12 protein-coding genes and 1 pseudogene are annotated in these 18,984 nt (G+C 58.8%); 9 read left to right on the forward strand and 4 right to left on the reverse strand.

The window, feature by feature from the left end:
• Window positions 1-2: 2 nt before the first annotated feature.
• Window positions 3-2,363, reverse strand: a complete 2,361-nt coding sequence (locus tag IFU31_RS06245; RefSeq protein WP_192102524.1) for an EAL domain-containing protein — start codon at window positions 2,361-2,363, stop codon at window positions 3-5.
• A complete protein-coding gene (locus IFU31_RS06250) occupies window positions 2,347-3,021 on the reverse strand; it encodes a methylamine utilization protein (RefSeq protein ID WP_185794226.1) in 675 nt (224 codons plus the stop codon). Before IFU31_RS06250 ends, IFU31_RS06245 begins: the two co-directional genes overlap by 17 nt.
• 163 nt (window positions 3,022-3,184) lie before the next feature.
• Here IFU31_RS06250 and lon point away from each other — a divergent pair, with 163 nt between their 5' ends.
• The 8 genes from lon (at window position 3,185) to IFU31_RS06290 (ending at window position 15,206) form a co-directional block, all read left to right on the forward strand.
• A complete protein-coding gene (gene lon / locus IFU31_RS06255; RefSeq protein WP_192102525.1) occupies window positions 3,185-5,605 on the forward strand; it encodes an endopeptidase La in 2,421 nt (806 codons plus the stop codon).
• 545 nt (window positions 5,606-6,150) lie between these two features.
• A complete protein-coding gene (locus IFU31_RS06260; RefSeq protein WP_185794224.1) occupies window positions 6,151-6,543 on the forward strand; it encodes a protease inhibitor I42 family protein in 393 nt (130 codons plus the stop codon).
• Between the two features lie 306 nt (window positions 6,544-6,849).
• On the forward strand, window positions 6,850-7,632 hold the full coding sequence (gene cmoA / locus IFU31_RS06265) for a carboxy-S-adenosyl-L-methionine synthase CmoA (RefSeq protein ID WP_185794223.1): 783 nt from the start codon (window positions 6,850-6,852) through the stop codon (window positions 7,630-7,632).
• The gene (gene cmoB, locus IFU31_RS06270; protein ID WP_192102526.1) at window positions 7,629-8,585 is read left to right on the forward strand and encodes a tRNA 5-methoxyuridine(34)/uridine 5-oxyacetic acid(34) synthase CmoB; all 957 of its coding nucleotides are present in this window, start codon (window positions 7,629-7,631) and stop codon (window positions 8,583-8,585) included. Before cmoA ends, cmoB begins: the two co-directional genes overlap by 4 nt.
• Window positions 8,586-9,229: 644 nt before the next feature.
• Window positions 9,230-10,477, forward strand: coding sequence for a ribonucleotide-diphosphate reductase subunit beta (locus IFU31_RS06275; RefSeq protein ID WP_122476712.1), 1,248 nt, complete (start codon window positions 9,230-9,232; stop codon window positions 10,475-10,477).
• 1,216 nt (window positions 10,478-11,693) lie between these two features.
• Window positions 11,694-12,956 (forward strand): nucleotidyltransferase domain-containing protein, encoded by a 1,263-nt coding sequence (locus IFU31_RS06280; RefSeq protein WP_192102527.1) that lies wholly within the window; start codon window positions 11,694-11,696, stop codon window positions 12,954-12,956.
• Window positions 12,940-14,727, forward strand: a complete 1,788-nt coding sequence (locus IFU31_RS06285; RefSeq protein WP_192102528.1) for a ThiF family adenylyltransferase — start codon at window positions 12,940-12,942, stop codon at window positions 14,725-14,727. Before IFU31_RS06280 ends, IFU31_RS06285 begins: the two co-directional genes overlap by 17 nt.
• Window positions 14,724-15,206 (forward strand): Mov34/MPN/PAD-1 family protein, encoded by a 483-nt coding sequence (locus IFU31_RS06290; RefSeq protein ID WP_192102529.1) that lies wholly within the window; start codon window positions 14,724-14,726, stop codon window positions 15,204-15,206. The genes IFU31_RS06285 and IFU31_RS06290 overlap by 4 nt, the downstream gene beginning before the upstream one ends.
• Before the next feature lies 1 nt (window position 15,207).
• Here the strand turns inward: IFU31_RS06290 and IFU31_RS06295 are convergent, their stop codons facing one another.
• Window positions 15,208-15,756: a 3'-5' exonuclease gene (locus tag IFU31_RS06295; protein WP_192102530.1), complete on the reverse strand. Its 549-nt coding sequence runs from the start codon at window positions 15,754-15,756 to the stop codon at window positions 15,208-15,210.
• Window positions 15,757-15,808: 52 nt separating this feature from the next.
• Window positions 15,809-16,169, reverse strand: a pseudogene (locus IFU31_RS21655) (histone-like nucleoid-structuring protein, MvaT/MvaU family).
• A gap of 256 nt (window positions 16,170-16,425) precedes the next feature.
• Between IFU31_RS21655 and IFU31_RS06300 the strand changes: the two are divergent.
• Window positions 16,426-17,538, forward strand: coding sequence for an SAVED domain-containing protein (locus tag IFU31_RS06300; RefSeq protein ID WP_192102531.1), 1,113 nt, complete (start codon window positions 16,426-16,428; stop codon window positions 17,536-17,538).
• The last annotated feature ends 1,446 nt before the right edge of the window (window positions 17,539-18,984 follow it).

Genomic DNA, 18,984 nt, shown 5'->3' on the forward strand with positions numbered 1-18,984 from the left:
CATCAGTGAACCACAGCAATTGAAATGGGCGAGGACTGCTGCATCCAGGCTTCGAAGGCGACAGCGGTCAGCGGCCGGCTGATCAGATAGCCCTGGGCGGTGTCGCAGTTCCAGCGTTCGAGCAAGCGCAGGCTGTGTTCGTATTCGACGCCCTCGGCCACCACTTTGAGGCCCAGGTTGTGGCTCATTTCGATGGTGGAACGTACGATCACCGCATCCTCGCTGGTTTCGTCGAGGTTGCGCACGAACGACTGGTCGATCTTGAGCTCCTGCACCGGCAGGCGCTTGAGGTGGGCCAGCGACGAATAACCGGTGCCGAAGTCGTCGACAGACAAACTGATACCGCAGTCACGCAGGCTGTTGAGCACCTTCAGCGCCTTCTCGGGCTCGCGCATGATCGCGCTTTCGGTGATCTCGAAAATCAACTGCTCGGCCGGCACCTGATGCAGGCCGAGCAGGCGCACGACCCGCTCAGGCAGGTCCGAACCCAGCAGGTCATCCGCCGAGATGTTCAGCGACAACTGCACGACCAGGCCGCGCGTGTTCCATTCGCTCAACTGTCGAATGCCTTCCTCGATGACCCACCGGGTCAGCGTCTGGATACTGCCGGTGCGCTCGGCCAGCTCGATGAATTCACCGGGCGAGACATTGCCCAATTGTGGATGCTGCCAACGCAGCAAGGCTTCGGCCTGGCGTACCTGCTTGTCGCGCAGGTCCAGCTTGGGCTGGTAGTGCAGGGACAACTCGTTGTTCGCGGCGGCCCGACGCAGGTCGCGGATCAGCCGCACCTGACGCTGGTGCGCGAGGTCGCGACCGTGCTGATACACCTGCAGGCGACCCGGCATGTCGGCGGCGTCTTTCATCGCGATTGCCGAACGCGCCAGCAACTCCTCGGCGCTCAGGCCATCGGAGGGAAAGGCCGCGATGCCGATCCGGCAGTCGATGGCAACGTCGTGACCACCGAAACGGTGGGGTTGCAGCAGCACCTGTTGCAGTTTGTCGGCCACCGCCACGGCGCTGTCGCTGTCGAGGTTTTCCAGCAGCAGGAGGAATTCGTCGGTGATCAGGTGCGCCACCGTGTCGCCGGGTCGCACCAGTTCCAGCAGGGTTTGCGCAACTTGCTGGAGCAGTTTGTCGACGAAGGTCGGTCCGCCGCTTTCACTGAGTTCGCGCAGGTTATCGATACCGATGTACAGCAGGCCGATCGGTCGGTCGGCGGCAATGGCGCTGCCCAGGCGCTCCATCGCCAGCGTGCGGTTGGGCAAGCCAGTCAGCGCGTCGTGCAAGGCATTGTGGGCCAGTTGCAGCTCGCGCTCGGCGATCCCGGCCTGCATGCGACTGATGGCCTTGGCCAGCACGCCCAGTTCGTCGGTGCGGTCCAGCGGCACGTCGGTCTGGTAGTCGCCATGGCCGATGCGCCCAGCGGCCCGCGCCAGGCTCTGCACCGGCAGCGAGACACTGCGCGCCAGCAGCAAGGCACCCACCAGGGAGGCCAGCAATGCGGCGAAGGCAATGCCGAAGATATTGCGATCCAGGGCGACGAACGCGCGCATCGCTTCATCCAGCGGGCTCTGCAGCAGTGCCATGACCTTTCCGCCCTCCGGGCCACTGCTGCTGGCCAGCAGCAAGGGCTGGCTGAGGTAGGTACGATCATTGTGTTCGGAAAGGGAAATGTGCTGCGCCGCCGATTCATTGACCTGCATCCATTGACTGATGCTGGCGGACAATTCGGTCGGCTGGGTGCTCACCAGCGTGCCGACCTTGCCGGCCTCGGTAGTCAGGAAGGACACCTGCAAGTTGGTCAGCGAGTGCAATTCCTGGGCAAGGGTCACATCCATGCTGAAACCCATCACCACCCGCGCGATCGGCAGCGGTGCCAGCACTGGCGCTTCCACCAGCAAGTGCGGCAGCCCCTGCAGCGGCACGAACAGCATCGACTGGCTGGTTCGGCGGGCTTCGCGCAGCGCCGTGTCATAGGGAAACACGCTGCCGGTGGGGACCTGGTCCACGGTACTGGCCAGGACACGACCGTCCATGCCCAACACGAACATGTCGGTGGCGCCGATGCGCGCGCCCTGGTTCTGCAGCGCCGAACGGATGGTCGGCGAGTCGCCGCTGGACACCGCATCGCGGAAACCGAAGTCGGCAGCCAGCAACTGCACGCCGTCGCGCAGGCGCCGACCGCGCACATCCAGCAGACGCTCGAACACTCGCGTGCCCACTTGCAGCTGCTCGCGGGCCTGGGCGCGCACGGCATCGTTGGTGGCCACTTTCACGGCCACGGTCAAGGCCCCCACTACCACCGACAGCAGCAGAATGAGTACGCAGGCGATGCGCGCCTGGAAACTATTGCGCAGCTTCACCGGCAGCCTTTTTGAATGCATCGCTGAACGCGCCGGTCGCCGGCTCCTGGGCACCGTCTTCCGCCGTTGCTTCGACCTTCAGGGTGTAGTTCTGCGTCATGGCCGTCGCCGTCATGTCGATCTCGCCTCCTGGCTGTACTTGCGCATCCACGCTGCGCGGATGCCACAGGCTCACTTGGTAGCGGCCTGCGGGTAATTGATCGAAACGCACGCGCCCCTGCTCGTCGCTGACGGCGAACCAGGGATCATCGGTGACATAGATATAGCCAAGCATCCAGTCGTGAATATTGCAACCCAGGACTACCACACCAGGCTTGTCGAACAACTCCGGCTTGCTCGGCGTGCCCTCATAGAGCCGCAGCTCGAAGCGCTTGGCGGGCGAAAAGGAATACACCTGATGGCGGATATTGTCGCTGTTGGGAAATGAAACCGAGGTACCGGTGGCCACGGCCAGCACGTGCGGCAGGTACTTCTGCGCGCGCTGGTCCATGACCGCCGTGGCCTGCCTGGATCCGGCGGCCGCCGGCCCTCCGGACAGGCTGAACACTGCGTCGGCCAGAGGCTTGCCGTCGGCCTGGGTGATACGTGCCTCGAAGGAGGCCGCGCTGACCCACGTACTGAGGACGAGACTGCCGAGCAAGGCGCCAAACCTGATCATGAAAATTTACCTGACGGATGAAAGTGTCGCCTGTTGCGGCCCACTTGGGCCACAAGCCCGGTTACAACCTTATCGGCAGCCGGCCGCAAAGCTTCAGTGCAACCATTGAAACCAGTCGCACCCTGCCCCATCTAAGCAGCATAGTCATTGACGCAGGTGCCCCATGAGCGACCAGCAGGAATCCAACGAGAATCCGTCCGAAAATCTGGACAACGAGCACATCGAGCACTCGACCCACTCCAGCACCGAGCTGGCCCTGCCTGGGCAGAACCTGCCGGACAAGGTCTACGTCATCCCGATCCACAACCGCCCGTTCTTCCCCGCGCAGGTGCTGCCGGTCATCGTCAACGAAGAGCCCTGGGCGGAAACCCTGGACCTGGTCTCCAACACCGAGCACCACTCGCTGGCGCTGTTCTTCATGGACACCCCGCCCGACGATCATCGCCATTTCGACACTTCCAGCCTGCCGCTGTACGGCACGCTGGTGAAGATCCACCACGCCAGCCGCGAAAACGGCAAGCTGCAATTCGTCGCGCAGGGGCTGTCGCGCGTGCGTATCCGCACCTGGCTCAAGCACCATCGCCCGCCGTATCTGGTAGAAGTCGAATACCCGCAGCAGCCCATCGAGCCCACCGACGAGGTGAAGGCCTACGGTATGGCGCTGATCAACGCCATCAAGGAGCTGCTGCCGCTCAATCCGCTGTACAGCGAAGAGCTGAAGAATTACCTCAACCGTTTCAGCCCCAACGACCCGTCCCCACTGACCGACTTCGCCGCCGCGCTCACCTCGGCCACGGGCAACGAGCTGCAGGGCGTGCTCGACTGCGTGCCGATGCTGCGGCGCATGGAAAAAGTCCTGCCGATGCTGCGCAAGGAAGTCGAAGTCGCACGGCTGCAGAAAGAAATTTCCGCTGAAGTGAACAAGAAAATCGGCGAGCACCAACGTGAGTTCTTCCTCAAGGAACAGCTCAAGGTCATCCAGCAGGAGCTGGGCCTGACCAAGGACGATCGCAGCGCCGACGTCGAGCAGTTCCAGCAGCGTCTGCAGGACAAGACCTTGCCGCCCGCCGCGCAGAAGCGCATCGACGAGGAAATGCAGAAGCTGTCGATCCTGGAAACCGGCTCGCCGGAATACGCCGTCACGCGCAACTATCTGGACTGGGCCACTGCCCTGCCATGGGGTGTGTACGGCAAGGACAAGCTTGACCTCAAGCACGCGCGCAAGGTGCTCGACCAGCACCACGCCGGCCTCGACGACATCAAGACACGCATCATCGAATTTCTCGCGGTGGGCGCCTACAAAGGTGAGATCAGCGGTTCCATCGTGCTGCTGGTGGGCCCGCCGGGCGTGGGCAAGACCAGCGTCGGCAAGTCCATCGCCGAATCCCTGGGTCGTCCGTTCTATCGCTTCAGCGTCGGCGGCATGCGTGACGAAGCCGAGATCAAGGGCCATCGCCGCACCTACATCGGTGCCCAGCCGGGCAAGCTGGTGCAGGCGCTCAAGGACGTCGAGGTGATGAACCCGGTGATCATGCTCGACGAGATCGACAAGATGGGCCAGAGCTTCCAGGGCGACCCGGCGTCGGCGCTGCTGGAAACCCTGGACCCGGAACAGAACGTCGACTTCCTCGACCACTACCTGGATCTGCGTCTGGACCTGTCCAAGGTGCTGTTCGTGTGTACTGCCAACACCCTGGATTCCATCCCCGGCCCGCTGCTCGACCGCATGGAAGTGATCCGCCTGTCCGGGTACATCACCGAAGAGAAAATGGCCATCGCCAAGCGCCATCTGTGGCCCAAGCAACTGGCCAAGGCCGGTGTCGACAAGAATCGCCTGACCATCAGCGACAGTGCGCTGCGCACGGTGATCGAAGGCTATGCCCGCGAGGCCGGCGTGCGCCAGTTGGAAAAACAGCTGGGCAAACTGGTACGCAAGGCCGTGGTGCAGTTGATCGACAAGCCTGATGTACCGATCAAACTTGTGCCCAAGGACCTCGAAGCTTCCCTGGGCATGCCGGTGTTCCGCAGCGAGCAGGTGCTGTCGGGCAAGGGCGTGATCACCGGCCTGGCCTGGACCAGCATGGGCGGCGCCACCTTGCCGATCGAAGCGACACGTATCCATACACTGAACCGTGGCTTCAAGCTGACCGGGCAATTGGGCGAGGTGATGAAGGAGTCGGCGGAAATTGCCTACAGCTACGTCAGCTCCAATCTGGCGCAGTTCGGCGCGGACTCCAAGTTCTTCGACGAGGCCTTCGTGCACCTGCACGTACCCGAAGGCGCTACGCCCAAGGACGGCCCGAGCGCGGGTGTGACCATGGCCAGCGCGCTGCTGTCCCTGGCCCGCGATCAGGCACCGAAGAAAGGCGTGGCCATGACCGGCGAACTGACCCTGACCGGGCACGTGCTGCCGATCGGTGGCGTGCGCGAAAAAGTCATCGCCGCACGGCGGCAGAAGATCATGGAATTGATCCTGCCCGAGCCAAACCGTGGCAATTTCGAAGAGCTGCCGGATTACCTCAAGCAGGGCATCACCGTGCACTTCGCCAAACGTTTCGCCGACGTCGCCAAGATCCTCTTCTGACCCATCCACCCCCTGTAGCGGCGGCGCAAGCCGCGTCAGGGGGGTATTGCGTCCGGTCGGACATACCTCATGGACCGCCGACGCGGCTCGCGCCGCTGCTACAACGGCCTCATCCGCCACACCGTTGCGCCCTGACGCGGCTGGCGCCGCTGCTACGACGGCCCCATCCGCCACACCGTTGCGCGCCGACGCGGCTCGCGCCGCTGCTACAACGGCCTCATCCGTTACACCGTTGCGCGCCGACGCGGCTCGCGCCGCTGCTACAACGGCCTCATCCGCCACACCCCTTGCGCGCTGACGCGGCTCGCGCCGCTGCTACAACGGCCTCATCCGCCACATCCCTTGCGCGCTGACGCGGCTCGGGCGGTGGCTACAACGCCCCGAAACGACACGATCCCCTGTAGCAGCGGCGCGAGCCGCGTCCGGCCCCACCACCGCCCCACCAGACTCACCACAATCTCCCTAAACGCGGCTCATACCCCTCACTCCTGCACATTCGACGAACTGGGTTATGCTTTCCAGATCCTCGTCCGTTCGGAGCCACCATGTCCGTCGTCCGCCTGATCCTTCCCGCCAGCCTTGCCGCGCTTACAGCCTGCGCCCAGCAACCGCTTCACAGCGTCGTGCTGGAAAGTCAGAGCCAATGCCCGGTTTTCCTCAACGTCGACCAGACCGTCACCCTGCAATTGCCGACCAACCCCAGTACCGGCTACCGCTGGCTGGTGCAGAATCCGGGCGCGAGCGTTTTGCGCAGCCTCGGGCCAGAGGTCTACAGCCATCCAGAAGAAGCCGGGGTGGTCGGGGCTGCCGGGCAATCCACCTGGCGTTTCCAGGCGCGCACCCCAGGCAAGGGTCATCTGATGCTCGTGCTGCAGCAACCCTGGGCCCCGGAAATCCCCCCAGCCCAAACCTTCAGCTGCGACATCACCGTAAAATAATCCGTAGGAGCGGTCATCGGCCGCGAAACAGGCACCGCGGTTCACCTGACACACCGCACAAACCCTTCGCGGCCACAGCCCCCTCCTACAGGAATCGTCATCCCCCCGTAGGAGCGGTCATCGGCCGCGAAACGGGCACCGCGGTTCAACTGCTACACCGCGGGGGCCCTTCGCGGCCACAGACCGCTCCTACAGCAATCGTCACCCCCCCGTAGGAGCGGTCATCGGCCGCGAAATGGGCACCGCGGTTCCACTACCACACCGCACATCCCACAAAAAATGCACCCCCGCCCTACATCCGCTAAAATGCCGCCCCGATTTCCCGCAACCCGCCTGGATCGCCCCGTGAGCAAAGAGCCCGACCGCCTATTCGCCCAGCCCCTGAGCCAGGTCCCCGACTTCGCCTTCAACGAAGACGTGGTGCGCGTGTTCCCGGACATGATCAAACGCTCGGTCCCCGGCTACCCCACCATCGTCGAAAACATCGGCGTGCTCGCGGCGCAATTCGCCCAGCCCAATACCACACTCTACGACCTGGGCAGCTCCCTGGGCGCCGTCACCCAAGCCTTGCGCCGCCACGTGCGCGCCGAAGGCTGCCAGGTGATCGCCATCGACAACTCCCAGGCGATGGTCGAGCGCTGCCGCGAATACCTCAACGCGCAGAACTCCATGTTTCAGGAACTGCTGCCGGTCGACGTCATCGAGGGCGACATCCTGGCCCTGGACTTCAAGCCCGCGTCGGTCATCGCGCTCAACTTCACCCTACAGTTCATCCCCCCCGCCCAGCGCCTGGAACTGCTCACCCGCATCCATCAGGCCTTGGTCCCCGGCGGCGCACTGATCCTCTCGGAAAAATTGCGCTTCGAAGACGACCAACAACACGACCTGCTCACCGACCTGCACATCGCCTTCAAACGCGCCAACGGCTACAGCGACCTGGAAATAGCGCAGAAACGCAGCGCCATTGAAAACGTCATGAAGCCCGACAGCCTCGAAGAAAACCGCGACCGCCTGCTCGCCGCCGGCTTCAGCAAGGTCGTGCCCTGGTTCCAATGCCTCAACTTCGCCTCGATGATCGCCCTGCCATGATTGACCTGTCCCCGCTCGTCCGCCGCCTGGCCAACACCCCGTTGGCCAACTGGGCCAATGGCCTGCAAGCCCAGCTCGACACCAAGATGGAAAAAGGCCACGGCGACCTCCAGCGCTGGCAGAGCGCCCTCGACGCCCTGCCCCCGGTAACCGCCTGCAACATAGACTTGGTCAACGGCCTGCGCCTGGACTGCGAAGACAACCCCGCTACCTACGACCAGATGCGCGCCGCTCTAATGGGCCTGTCCCCGTGGCGCAAAGGCCCTTTCGACCTGTTCGGCGTCCACGTCGACACCGAATGGCGCTCGGACTGGAAATGGGACCGCGTCGCCCCCCACCTCGACCTGCGCGGCAGACGCGTGCTCGACGTCGGCTGCGGCAACGGCTACTACCAGTGGCGCATGCTCGGCGCCGGTGCCGACAGCGTCATCGGCGTCGACCCCAACTGGCTGTTCTTCTGCCAGTTCCAGGCCGTGCAACGCTACCTGCCCGACCTCCCCGCCTGGCACCTGCCCTTCGCCCTGGAAGACCTGCCCGCCGGGCTGGAAGGCTTCGACACCGTGTTCTCCATGGGCGTGTTCTACCACCGCCGTTCTCCGATCGAGCACTTGTTGGCGCTCAAGGATTGCCTGGTCAAAGGCGGCGAACTGGTCCTGGAAACACTGGTAGTGCCCGGCGACGAGCACCAAGTGCTGGTCCCCGAAGACCGCTACGCGCAGATGCGCAACGTCTGGTTCCTGCCTTCCGTCCCGGCCCTGGAAAAGTGGGTGCGCCGCGCCGGCTTCACCGACGTGAAATGCGTGGACGTGAGCATCACCACCGTGGCCGAGCAACGCGGCACCGAATGGATGAAATTCCAGTCACTGAGCGACTTCCTCGACCCCGACGACCACAGCAAAACCGTCGAAGGCCTGCCGGCGCCGATGCGCGCGGTGATCACTGCCCGGAAATAGGCCGTGAGGCTGGAAGGGGCAAATGGACGGTGAAATAAACGCCGTCGCACTTCCCTTCTTGCCGCTCATCGACTCCTTCACAGAACCATAAAAAAACCTTGAAACGGTTGCATTTGCTGCAAGCCAAGCAGGGCAAGGTTTTGCGCCCAGCACAGCGAAAACCTGGCTGATTTCTAACCAGCTCATTGGGTTTTCAACCCGAACTCAAGCCTATATCCTGTGTCCACTTCTTACCAAAACCACCACATAGGCGATTTTTGATGCAAACCAGGGCTTTCAGGTCCTGACCGGACGACTGGCATCAAGGTTGTAAGAAATACCCGTTTCGGCGGTTTTTTTGTGTCCTGGCGTGAACACGAGCAGGCAAAAAACCCTATAATCGCCGCCCACTTCAAGGACCTGAGACATGACCCATCGCGACATCGAAGCCGGCACGAGCACCTCGACCGAAGCTTGCCCGCGAAGTCAGCGTCTCAGCGCGCTCCAACCGGATCGTTGATAGCCCACGCCAGGGCACCACGCTGAAAAAGCCTGGACCCGGCGACGCAACACGCACACCAAGCCAGCTTGCGCCACGCAACCTCGGCAATCAGATTTCTAAATTCATCAGCCGCTCACAGCGGCCTCGAGCAGGAGCCTCCCCCATGCTGAGCTGGGACGAATTCGACAAAGAAGACGCAGCCGAACCCGCCAAAGGCGCCAACGCCGGCCACGCCAGCGAAGCTGCGATGGACAAGCTCGACAGCGCCGGCGGCGCCGCCGCCCAAGAGGCCCGCGCCGCCAGCGCCAGCGACTCCGCTGCCGTAGCCCGCGCCAAAGCCGCGCTGAACAAACTCGACATCGCCGAAGGCCTGGCCGAGCTCGAAGGCTCCGCCGCCCGCGTCGCCGTCGACGAGAAGCGCATGATCAACTGCCGCGCCGACCTCAACCAACTCGTACCCTTCAAGTACGACTGGGCCTGGCAGAAGTACCTGGACGGTTGCGCAAACCACTGGATGCCGCAAGAAGTCAACATGAACGCCGACATCGCCCTCTGGAAAAACCCGGAAGGCCTGACCGACGACGAACGCCGCATCGTCATGCGCAACCTGGGCTTCTTCAGCACCGCCGACTCCCTGGTCGCCAACAACCTGGCCCTGGCCGTGTACCGCCTTATCACCAACCCGGAGTGCCGCCAGTACATCCTGCGCCAGGCCTTCGAAGAAGCGATCCACACCCACGCCTACCAGTACTGCATCGAATCCCTGGGCATGGACGAAGGCGAAATCTTCAACATGTACCACGAGATCCCATCGGTCGCTAAAAAAGCCGCCTGGGGCCTCAAGTACACCCGCGCCATCTCCGACCCGGAATTCAACACCGGCACCGTCGAAACCGACAAAGAACTGCTGCGCAACCTCATCGGCTACTACTGCGTACTCGAAGGCATCTTCTTCTACTGCGGCTTCACCCAGATCCTCTCCATGGGCCGCCGCAACAAGATGACCGGCGTCGCCGAGCAGTTCCAATACATCCTGCGCGACGAATCCATGCACCTGAACTTCGGCATCGACGTGATCAACCAGATCAAGATCGAGAACCCACACCTGTGGGACGCCGAACTCAAGGAAGAAGCTTCGCAGATGATTCTGCAAGGCACCCAGCTGGAAATCGAATACGCCCGCGACACCATGCCCCGCGGCGTGCTGGGCATGAACGCGGCGATGATGGAGGACTACCTCAAGTTCATCGCCAACCGTCGGTTGTCGCAGATTGGGTTGAAAGAGGAATACCCAGGGACCACAAACCCGTTCCCTTGGATGAGCGAGATCATGGACTTGAAGAAGGAGAAGAACTTCTTCGAGACGCGGGTTATTGAGTATCAGACGGGTGGGGCGCTGAGCTGGGATTGATGGTTGGTCATCGTAGGTTTTCACCTCCGGCTGAATTTTTTTCACCAACGCTGAACTAAGCTACATACCACAAGCAATGCTGATTGAGTGCACAGGGCCCGAATAAACTCACTGTGCGCTCAATCCCACCAATTTTTCTCATTCAGCCTCTAATGAATCCTAGCCATCGCCGCCCCTTTACCACACCTCCGACAAATACTGTAGCAAGCGAAAATTCTCTGGGAGAGTAAAATCCGTTTGGAAGCCGTGTGTCAACCACGGAGCGTTCGTGGTTCCGGATCTTCGTAACTGGCAAAACAGCGTATTAAAAGAATAATTCGATTCGATATCCTGCTCATCCACGTGCTAGCTCACCTCGACATCTCGGGGGGGACGCGCGGGCCGGCGTTGAGGAGCTATGAATTAATAGGTCAATTCCAGTCCTGCGCGGAGCACAATTCAATTTAAAAATCCAGGATAACTGCTGTCTAGCGCTCATACGAAGATGGGCCTACCCTTCCTTCGGAGCCAAGATAAGCACATTACCAACCCACTTCGGCATCTCAAAACTTTCCCATGCCTTGAGACCTTGCTTACTCACGCGCTCTACATCAGAGATACAGCGTTTTTATCTGCAAGAGACCTTGTAAATATATAGCAGCGAGCTCCAAGCTTGTTGTGCGCCCCCCTTGCGATGGCACTGAGAAAGCCAGACGATGCCGCACTAACTCGCTCCCAATGTTTCATCATGATTTGGCCCGCACGATAGTTGTAAAAAACTCCAATACCATACCTATCGAGAGCCCAGCGACTACCTTTACCAAACCAACCTACGGCTAAATGCCCAGGTTAAAGACCATTTGCGAACTACGCACTGCCAGCTTTTGACACCGCAAGAAAATCGTGATTGAATTTACGTACCGCTCACTAAGCGCTCTTTCATCATGGATGATATGAGGTCTTCATGGATTGTCATATTTCTAACCAACATAAATGAAATGCAAAATGCCGCCGGCAATTCTGGCTGCATTCTTACTAGCGGCACACTCAAACGGATATTTTAATTGGGGGTGTTCGAGCTTTTTTTGCGCGGAAGTCCCTAGATGTCCTTTGCAGTACCCTATTGAGTTAAATCTGAAGCACTGCCTCTGTGCTGTGCGGACAGATCTATGCAAAAGGGCTGCCCTGGATCCAGAGCGTAGTAAACCCAGACCTCACTTTTGACGAGAGTTCGACTATGACATCGCAAGACGAACTGACTAGACGCCGCAGTTGGGAACACCTTCTCCTCCGGGCAGCGAGCAACATCTCTCTGACACCCAGCCAATACATAACGATCGAAGATCGGTATTCACAGCTGCAAAAGATCCTCGATGTGTCCACAGACCCGCTGCTGTCCGGCGCTCATATTTTCCCGCAAGGCTCAATGCGTCTGAGAACTACGATCAACCCGATCAGTGGGGCCCCCAAGGATCTCGGGACCATCGATGCAGACGCCATTATTTGGTTGCCTCACGCCGGTACTGCCGATGCAATGACCGTGCTAAATGCCATCGAGCAGCGATTCCGTGAAGGCAGCCGTGTAAAATCGGATATCGTCAAACTCCGCCGCGGAATCCGGATAGAGTATGCAGACGAAGACCCTGGCTTCCATATCGATGTAACACCTGCTCGTAATGTATGGGGCAACAGCCATGTTGATGGCCTCGGCAAGCTGGAGGTACCCGATCGTGAGATCGGCTGGAAAGCCAGCAGCCCAATTTCCTACGCGGATTGGCTGAACGACGCGTCAAAACAAGAGATCTCACTAGAGCACTTCCAGAAGGCCATCGCCGCCAGCCGTAGCGGTGATGTCGTGATGGACTCCGCAACCCAGGAGCCTCTTCCAACCTATCAGGACTACGATTCACTGGACCCACTGCGCGCTACCGTGAAATTGTTAAAGCGCCACCGTGATGAATGGGCCATTGAGACCCGTAACGAAGGGCACCGTCCTATCTCAGCAGTAATTACTACGCTTGCGACCCATGCCTACCTCAAGGTGGTTGAGGAGTCACAATGGGCCCCGCTGAAGCCTATCGATGCGGTCCTCAAGATCGTCGAGAAGATGAGTGAATACGTGAGGTACGTTGGGGGGGAGTACCAAGTACTCAACCCGAAAGACGGCGGAGAAAACTTCTCTGAAAAATGGAACAGGCCTGATGAGGGTCACAAGTACCGTCAGGCATTCGCCAACTGGCATGCAAGTGCCGTGGTCTCCTTCCAGCTCGGACTGCAAAGCCATGACAGTGCGGATGCTTTCGCACGGGCTATGCAGGCCAGCTTTGGTATTGGCCAGAAGATCATCAACGACGTCAACCGAGAGATTCCAGGAAACTGGACGATGCCCGGCCGTAAAGCCGGTATGACGCGAAACGCCGTATCACTGGCCGCACTCTCCGGTAGCGCGAGCCATGCCTCCACTCAAAGCAATGTGAAACCAGTTGAACGCCTCGGTTGAAGCGACCTTTACTCCGTCCGTGGTGCGCGGTATCGCCGCGCTCCACGATTTTATTGGCGAAGAAGCCGTTACTTCGCTTCTTCAGTCAGTGCCGCCCGAAAAATTCGAAGTCGCGAGGTTCGTACTCCCGCTTCCGCGCGACTACACCGGGGTAGAGCGTGATCTGATTATCGCCTTCCCACGTGTCTTTCCTCGAGTTCCCCTTACGCTTCAAGTAGAGCCCTCGCCGTGGCTAATGTGGCCGCATGCGATGAAGTCGGGTCTATGCCTTCATGGGTTCCGTGAGAGACCCATCACTGGGACGCCTGAAACAGTGGTGAAAGACAGTCTTTCACGACTCCGCTCTATGCTAGAGCTCGTGATCGAGGGCTCAGACCCCAACGTGCGAAATGCGGAGTTTCGGGATGAGTTTTCCACATATTGGGCCCTACAGCTCAGCACGTCCCCGCAAGACTTGCTGTTGCTTGAGCGGCCTGCATCAGGCTCAGAGCTGTTTGCAATCAGCGACCCACGCCCTGATCGGCGCTCGCGCACTGCATGGCTCGCGCCGAAGCTGGAGTCACTCAGAACCCACTTACGCCGCGTGATCGGGTACAGCGGGAAAATCCGCTCACCTGCGGTACCTGGCTTCTATGTAAAGCTGCAGTCTCATCCTGATATACGAATTCCCGCTCCTGGAAAGCTTCTGGACTGGCTGACTCCGCATTTGGCCAACGATGACTGCGAAAAGTTTCTTACCTGGTTCTCTGGCAAAGGATCACTGGCAGATCGCTGGCTTGTTTTGGAACTCCCGGGCCTAACAGGCGCACCGGTGTTCTGCTTGGACATTCGCTCCTACAGCAAGCAGCCGGACCGCGGCCGGTGGTATGGCTTCCGCTCCGCCCGTCGTTGGTCAGGCAAAAATCAGCCCTCGCACACACCCACGCTGGTACGTAACGCTGTAATCAACATTCTCGACCGAACGGACATTCTCGCGCGCGATCTGAGCAAAACATCAGAGCATCTCGAAAAAGCTAGGGTCGTAATGGTCGGTACAGGCTCACTAGGAAGTGCTGTAGCGCTGCAACTCGCTCGATCAGGAATTGGCGAGATCATACTGATTGATCCTGAACGTCTTGAGTCAGCCAACCTTGGCCGCCACGCACTCGGCGCAGACGAGCTTGGTAGGTTGAAATCAGTAGCACTGGCGGAAAAACTGATGCTCGATTTGCCCACCGTTAGAGTGACGCCATACGTGGATTACGCGGAGCTATTGCTACTGCGTAAGCCACAACTTTTCGAAAACGCTGATTTAGTCATCGTCACCACCGCAGACTGGGCATCTGAGGTGGCACTATGGCAAATGAAGTCGGAAGATGCGCCATGGGCGCTCCTACAAGCTTGGAGTGAACCCCACTCCTTTGTTGGGCATGCCCTGCTGGCCCCAGGTGGGGCTTTTGATGCTCGCCTCCAGTTCGACGCGGCCGGCAACTTCAAGCACAAGCATACCGAGTGGCCAGATGGCGGCGGTGTTGTTCCGCTTCCGGCCTGCGGCCAGACCTTCATTCCAGGAGGTGCGTCGGGCATGAGCAACGTAGCGGGGATGGTGGCTCAAGTAGCATTGAGAACTTTGACCGGCCAACTGGACCAGAAAACATGGACGACCAGCATCTACCGTCCACAAGACATAGCTAACCACGGCGGTACTTATCTTGGACCACCTTTGGAGAACGGTATTCAGCACATTGTTCTGGAGCGTGCCTGGCCGGCCGATAGAGATCGGGCCGGATGAATAATATCGCCTGGAGCTGGGCGTGGCCGGGGATCGAATGCACGCTGTCCGTATCACGGCAGGTTGCCGAGGTATTTGACCACTACCGACAAAATGATTGGAAAACTGAGCGAGGTGGTCAGCTTTTTGTGGACCTGACTGATCCCTGCGGACTGGTCATGACACTGGCCACATGCCCCCATCGGAGGGATCGTGCTGGGCGGACGTGGCTCGAGCTCGATACCGAACGCTGCCGTCAGGAAATTGATGCCGCTAACGCCCAAGGCCTGAGGCTCGTGGGGTACTGGCATACCCACCCCCAAGCCATTCCGGCCATCTCGCCGACTGATGTGGCAAGCTTCTCTCGGTTTGCAGCCCGCTATGCACAGGAACTGCCCCATCCGATCGCAGTCATTGTCGGTCTGTCGAGAACGCTTAACGGCATTAAAGTTTGGCGCTTTCGGAATGGCTGTTACGAAGAAGGAAACCTGGCGCGTTGAATCACCCCAGGTGTACCCTGCGCTGCAGCATCAATTCGAAAAGCTCGGCCTGGTAGCGCGCATCATCCAACGCATTGTGGGTCGCAGTGCGCTTAGGATTCAGACTCGTGGCCATATGCGAAGACTTAGTCTCTCTCCAAGCGAGGTTAAAAGCCCCCATGTAGTAGGCTTTGATATCGAGTGCTGCGAATCCGAACGGATTTTGACCTAAATATTTGTGGAAATAATAATTCACAAACGACCAATCAAAGGGAGCATTAAGCCCCACAAAGACAGGTTTACCGGCACCTGCTCCCACCTGCCCCATCCAGACTGCAAGTTGCTGCATCGCCTCCGATGGCTCAAGCCCCGTTTGAGCCAGTAGCTCCAAATCAAAGCCTGTAACCTCCAGCGCCTCAGGATCATGCTTTGGGCTATCTGGTTTGAGCTCTATGTAAATGGCCTTATCGGGATCGCCCACAACACATGCGCCCACAGAAAGCATACTGAATTCGCCCGGTATCGGACCAGAAGCTTCAATATCAACCGAAACGTAAAACTCTTTACTCATGCGATCCGTCTCCTGCGGTGAACTGAGTGAGAAATGGCGAACGAAGGATTTACTATGCGAGCCAAGAGTCCACAGTTTGGGCACCGTACAGCGCTTTCCATTCCTTCAGGACCTTGTGTTTCCCGCCCTTGGTCTGAATAACCTCCCCATGTGCGGGTTCTTGAAAAACCTTCATCTGGCGCAGCTGGCGAGGGGCCTGGCTCAAGCGAGGCAGGAGTTCTACTCGGATGCCAGGATCCATGATTTCGATAATGTCACGCAGACCGACGCCATATTCGGCGAGTAAGGAGCGCAGTTTTTTTCTCGAACTCAATTTCTTTCTTCAAACCACTGTCATGTCTCAGGTTTTCCAGCTCTGCCAACTGAGCTGCAAGCTGTTGCTCAAGCGCACGAAAATCCGCAAGTCGCGACATGAAATCCGCCATTTAGAATGAGTTTCACATTCAAGCATCAGCCTGACTGAGAAGTCAACCTCGCACCGAATGCACCTGCAGGGGGAGTTACTCTGCTAGTACTTACGGATCTCTCAAAGCCAGATTCTTGCTACTATGGAACCCCTTTGGTTGAGTAATTAATACCGAGCTCTAGCCTAGCTATAGGCGTCCTGCGATCATTGCGATCGTAAGCACAGCTCCGCACTCCGAAAACTATCGTTAAGGGATTATCAAAATGTTACTAAAAGAAATACTGAGTTGGGGGCGGAAGCTGGTCGATTGGTATATCCGTCCGAAGAGCGCCGGCGTGTTCTTGGTCAGCTACGGCGCACTGGTTGTGCTCGCGACTCTGGCAGGGGGAATAGTTGTAGGCATTAACTACACCAACCATGACACTCACCTACAGGCCAGTCTCGACACCTCAGGAGGCACGCCGGGGTGGATGGCCGGAGCAGGCTTTCTGATAGGTGTACTGATGATCATCGCCGGCATTTGGATCAATGTCCACGAACGCAGGCAGTTCGCACGTCGGCGGGTCCTGATTCTGGAGCAGAAAGGGCTGCACGGCATCGACAGTCCTTTAGATGCGGTGGTACGGCAAACCGTCGGGGGTCACGTCGAAACCATTCTGGTAGACATTCGCGAGAAAATCCATGAAGGCCGCATCACCCAACCAGAAGTCGCTTTGCAGAAGGTAATGGACGGTCGAGGCGACCTGTTACGCCGTCTCGGGGGCCAAAACAGAAACGACATTGAAATAGTGTATGGCGGCCTGATGCCGGTCCCCTTTACGTTCGTCACGGGCTGCCTTGTGGACGATGAAGGAGGCGGTCTGAAGATCTTCGACTGGGACCGCTTGGGGCTAGGGGGCGGTGAGTGGCGCCAGATTCAGAACTCTCGCGATGATGGGGACAGACTGATCCCCGTATCGGCACCATCCGAAAACACTATCCAGATGGTGCTTGCCCTATCTATCTCTTACCCGGTCGATGAGGCCGGTATTTCCGGAACATTCCCGGGCATACCCCTGACGCACATGCGAATGACCGAGCTTTCCTCGAACGCACATTGGTCACTTGACAAGCAAAGCGCTCTGGCAGAGCAGTTCCTGCAGTTGCTCAAAAAACTGTCGGCTCAGCACGTGGAAACCATTCACTTGGTAATCGCTGCACCTAACAGCGTTGTCTTCAATCTGGGACGCATCTACGACAGAAAACTGCTGCCGGCGGCGATCATTTATCAGTACGAGCGATCTAGCACTCCAGCGTATCCATGGGGAGTGAGCATCCCATCGCACGGACAACAGCTGCCAGCAATTGTGCACACTGCATCAGCTAACCTCCCGTAGCGCTGACTGTAAGCAGGTACCTAATTGGAGGAGCATAAATCTTGCTCATCCTGTCTTCGGTACCCTCTGCAGCCGAGTTCCTAGACTGGGATTGGCGGGTAGCGTTTCTGCAGTCGTCGTGCTGATCAGCTAGCGATCCCTTTGCCGTACACGCTAAGCACCGGTGGCGGAGCCCCTTCTCCGTTGGTTCCAGCAGTTCACTTGGTCGGCGAACGTCGACAAAGTGAGTCTGGTTCCAAGCATGTGTGTTCAACGCCACGTCCGTTGCTCCCGCGTGTCACCCGAAGCCCCCGCCTCAGCCCTTCAACAGTTTCACATGCGTTGATCGCCAATGTCCTGCTTACTTTTACTAGAAAGAGGCCGCCATTAGGCGTCATTTTTATACCTGGAACTCAGGTGTCTTTGACCCATAGGTCGCGCAACATGCTTTTCAGTTCACCAAGGGACAAAAAACATATTGAGAGTTACCTGGCATCAGGGACGCTCACGGCTGTCTGGCGTCGAGTGACCACTGTTTTGCTGGATGTCCATGACTTAGTCTCGATGCCTCAAGCCAATCGAGGCGCGGCAGTTCCGGGACTCGACACTTCCCTGCCTATAAGGCCAACACGCACGTTCTTTCATGCTGCGCGATTGCCGAATGATTGTCAGATCCACTCCCTTTGGGGCCGCTTTCGCTGGGTAAGGATCAGGGCCAGTTCGAAAGGCAACGACGTTATCAGCACCTCTTGGAACGAAATTCTGATCGTTGAAGACGGTTTGCCGACCTGTATTGGCTGGCAAAGGTATTTCGGATGGTGCTCGAGGCACAGAGGACTCGGGGACTTGCCTCGAAGGCATTTCATTCGCTCGGCTCGTTTCCTCGACTCTAACGACTGGGCCGATTGACTGTTTGTGTGTTGAGTCGAGGCTGAGGGGTCGGCTGATCAGCAGAAACGCACTTATTGTGGCTATGCCTCCAATCGCCAGACAGGCAACTGTGTAGAGAACGCTATGTTTGCGACGTCTGCGAATGACTCGTTCCGGCGCGTCGCTAATGTCAGCTTTCATCCACTTTCCTGCTCGTCCTTGGGTAGGTAAGAATCTTCATGTCCTAATAGCTCAGCTTGATTGAAGCATATCAGGGGCATGCGGAGCGATCGCTTCTGGCAAAAGTTACCAATCGCGACCGGCCACTATCGACCTGCAGCTGCTCTCCACAAACTGGCGCATTGGCTACTCGGAAAAACTGTTGCTGTAACCTCCCTACCTCTTGATCAAACTGCATGCCCAAGGAGCGCTCGCGTACTCGGCATTTCACCCGCATGAGGTTTTTTTCTCACGCAATTGATTGACAACAGAGAACCCGCAGCGATGCCCCCGCGATCCGCACATGAGCCCTGCCAGCGGTTGCTGTCCTCCGGAATCAGGCAGGACGAGTCCTGCCCAATGAGGGATAACCCTTAC

The sequence above is a fragment of the Pseudomonas sp. CFBP 13602 genome (assembly GCF_014842725.1).
In the GTDB taxonomy this organism is placed as follows: Bacteria; Pseudomonadota; Gammaproteobacteria; order Pseudomonadales; family Pseudomonadaceae; genus Aquipseudomonas; species Aquipseudomonas baltica.